The following is a 3,644-nucleotide window of genomic DNA, read 5'->3' as shown; positions in this document are numbered from 1 at the left end:
GTTCAACACCATCATGTCCAGCGCGGTGGTCGTCGTGCCTTCTTCCTTGTAACCACGCACGTGGACGTTGTCGTGGTTGTGCCGGCGGTAGGTCAGCTTGTGGATGATGCCGGGGTAGCCGTGGAAGGCGAAGATCACCGGCTTGTCCTTGGTGAACAGGTCGTCGAACACATCGTCGTCGAGGCCGTGCGGATGCTCGTCCGGCGTTTCCAGCGCCATCAGGTCCACCACATTGACCATGCGGATGCGAATATCGGGCACGTACTCGCGCAGCAACATGATCGCGGCGAGGATTTCGACCGTGGGGGCGTCGCCGGCGGATGCCATCACCACATCCGGATCGTCCTGCCCGCGACTGGCCCAGGACCAGATACCCGCGCCGGCCGYGCAGTGGCGCACGGCGCTTTCCATGTCCAGCCACTGCCAGTCCGGCTGCTTGCCGGCGATGATCACGTTGACGTAGTGCCGGCTGCGCAGGCAGTGATCGGCGACCGAGAGCAGGCAGTTCGCATCCGGCGGCAGGTACACGCGCACGATCTCGGACTTCTTGTTGGCCACATGGTCGATGAAGCCGGGATCCTGGTGCGAGAAGCCGTTGTGATCCTGGTGCCACACGTGCGAGCTCAACAGGTAGTTGAGCGAAGCGATCGGCGGCCTCCAGGACATCTTGCGCGTGACCTTGAGCCACTTCGCGTGCTGGTTGAACATCGAATCGATGATGTGGATGAAGGCTTCGTAGCAGGAGAAGAAGCCATGTCTGCCGGTGAGAAGGTAGCCTTCGAGCCAGCCCTGGCACTGGTGCTCGCTGAGCACTTCCATCACGCGGCCTTCGGGCGAGAGGTTCTCGTCGACGCCTTCGTACTCGGCCAGCCAGGTCTTGCCGCTGACTTCGTAAATCGCTTCCAACCGGTTCGACGCCGTTTCGTCCGGCCCGAACACGCGGAACGTTTCCATGTTCTGCTGCATCACGCCGCGCAGGAACTTGCCCAGCACACGCGTGGCTTCGGCCTTGTGATCGCCCGGCGTCTTGACGTCCTCGGCGAAGGGGCGGAAGTGCGGCATGTGCAGCTGCTTCAGCAGCAGGCCGCCGTTGGCGTGCGGGTTCATGCCCATGCGTCGCTGGCCGCGCGGTGCGAGGGAGGCGTACTCCTCGCGAAACTGCCCGCGCTCGTCGAACAGCTCGTGGGCGTCGTAGCTCTTCATCCAGTCTTCGAGGATCTTGATGTGACCCTCGTTATCGAACTTGTCGATCGGCACCTGATGCGCGCGCCACGTGCCTTCCACGGGCTTGCCGTCGACCACCTTGGGGCCGGTCCAGCCCTTGGGGCTGCGCAGCACGATCATCGGCCAGCGCGGACGCTTCGCTTCCGATGCCGTGCCCTCGCGTGCTTCGCTCTGGATGCGCCTGATCTCGTCCAGGCACGTATCGAGCGCCGCAGCGAACGCCTGGTGCATGGGCTCGGGCTCGTGACCCTCGACGAAGTGCGGCTCGTATCCGTAGCCGCGCATGAGATCGCGGAGTTCTTCCGGTTCGATGCGGGCGAGCACCGTCGGGTTGGCGATCTTGAAGCCGTTGAGGTGGAGGATGGGTAGCACGGCGCCATCGCGCACGGGATTGAGGAACTTGTTCGAATGCCAGCTGGTGGCCAGTGCGCCGGTTTCGGCTTCGCCGTCACCGACCACGCAGCTGACGATCAGGTCCGGATTGTCGAACGCCGCGCCGAACGCGTGTGACAGGGAGTAACCGAGTTCACCGCCCTCGTGGATCGAGCCCGGGGTTTCCGGTGCGACGTGGCTGGGGATGCCATACGGCCAGGAGAACTGGCGGAACAGCTCGCGCATGCCGGCCACACTGCGGTCGATATGCGGATAGATTTCGGTGTAAGAACCTTCGAGGTACGTATGCGCTACCAGGCCGGGGCCGCCGTGGCCAGGGCCGATCACGTAGATCATGTTGAGGTCGCGTTCGACGATCGCGCGATTGAGATGGGTGTAGATGAAGTTCAGCCCGGTCGTGGTGCCCCAATGGCCGAGCAGGCGGTGCTTGATGTGCTCCTTCGACAGGGGCTCTTCCAGCATGGGGTTGTCACGGAGGTAGATCTGGCCAACGGTGAGGTAGTTGGCGGCACGCCAGTAGGCGTGCATGCGGCGTAGGAGGTCGGGCGCAAGCGTCTCGGACATGGGGAGCTTTCCAGGCGACGGGGACTCCCTTGAGCGTATGCGTTGGAGGATTGCCTCGGCGTGAAAGAACGGGCCCTATTTGCCCGACACGTCCCTGCGTCAGTGTCGCACCCAGCTGCTCACTTCCCCGGCCTCGCCGCGCATGAAGGCATCGAGCGCCGCAATGTCGTACGCGTTCTCCCAGTGCTCGAGGATACGTCCGTCACGAAACCGCCATAGACCGCAGAACGGCATGCCGATCTCGCTTTCGCCGCGCCGGGCACGAATGCTGCCAAGGACGGCACCGAAATAGTCGTTGGCGACGATGCTGTCCACGCGCATTTGCAACGTTCGCCCGCTTTCGCGGATCAATGCGTGAATCTTCTCGACCACGGCTGCTTTGCCATAGAGGCGGCCCCGGTCGGCTCCGACATGGCGCTGGGCGGTATGCAGCACCATGTCCTCGTCGGCATGGTGTTCGATGCGGCGGAGATCCTCGTAAATGGAGCGCAGCGTGGCGATGTTGGGATGCAGGGTGGACATGGGTGCGGCTCCTGTTATGCGGGCTCTGTCGGTACATCACGGACAGGACGCCAGCCAAGCAGGCCGAGGCGATCGACGGCTTCGGCAATGGCCCGCACTTCGGCCGCATTGAGGTTCACGTGCGCCGCGCTGGCGTTCTCCTTCAGGTGCTTTACGGACGTGGTGCCGGGAATGAGCAGAAGCGCGGGTGAGCGGTGCAACAGCCATGCCAGGGCGAGTTGCGATGGAGTGACCGCGTATGTCGCGGCGAGTGGTGTCAGCGCACTGTCGGGCCCGACCAGTCCGCCGTGACCGAGCGGGAACCAGGGAATGAAGGCGATATGGTGGCGAGTGGCGTGCTCGAGCACCTCGTCGTCGGCCCGGTCGGCGACATTGTAAAGGTTCTCGATCGCCACGATGCGCGCGGTCTTCTGGGCTTCGAGCAGTTGCGCGACGCTCACGCCCGGCTGGTTCGAAAGGCCGATGTGCCTGATCTTGCCCTGCTCCTGGAGACGCACCAGTTCCCCCAGGCTGTCGGCAAGCGGGACCTTGGGATCGATGCTGTGCAACTGGTACAGCGCGATGCAATCCACCCCCAACCGCCGCAGGCTCAGCTCCACTTGCTGGCGCAGATATCGCGGATCGCCCAGGGGCTGGATGTAGGGCGCACCCGGTGCGTCGTGGATCCAGTCCAGCTTGCCCGATCGCAGCATCCCGCCCTTGGTGCAGATCACCAGATCGTTGGGATAGGGGTGCAACGCCTTGCGGATGATCTCCTCGTTGTCGCCGGGACCATAGGCATCGGCGGTGTCGATGAAGTTGATACCGAGTTCGTAAACGGCGTGCCGCAGGACCTGAATGGCATTGCGCTCGTCGGCGGGCGGTCCCCACATGCCGTAGCCGGTGAGGTGCATGGCGCCGTAGCCGAGTCGGTTGACGGGAAGATCGCCGCCGAGGAGGAA

At 63.9% G+C, this 3,644-nt stretch carries 3 protein-coding genes; all 3 read right to left on the bottom strand.

Translation table 11 applies throughout. From position 1 onward, the window contains the following. Positions 1 to 2,181, bottom strand: a 2,181-nt coding sequence (locus AC1DSN_RS19875; RefSeq protein ID WP_477332414.1) for a phosphoketolase family protein, incomplete at its 3' end; no start/stop codon positions are given. A 99-nt stretch (positions 2,182 to 2,280) separates the two neighbouring features. Then, positions 2,281 to 2,703: a nuclear transport factor 2 family protein gene (locus AC1DSN_RS19870; protein WP_477297297.1), complete on the bottom strand. Its 423-nt coding sequence runs from the start codon at positions 2,701 to 2,703 to the stop codon at positions 2,281 to 2,283. A gap of 14 nt (positions 2,704 to 2,717) precedes the next feature. Next, positions 2,718 to 3,644, bottom strand: a 927-nt coding sequence (locus tag AC1DSN_RS19865) for an aldo/keto reductase (protein WP_477332412.1), incomplete at its 5' end; no start/stop codon positions are given.

It is taken from the genome of Luteibacter sp. P4_D7_3 (assembly GCF_056401735.1).
Note: the sequence above shows the minus strand (reverse complement) of the source record. Positions and strands in the feature narration are given on the sequence as shown.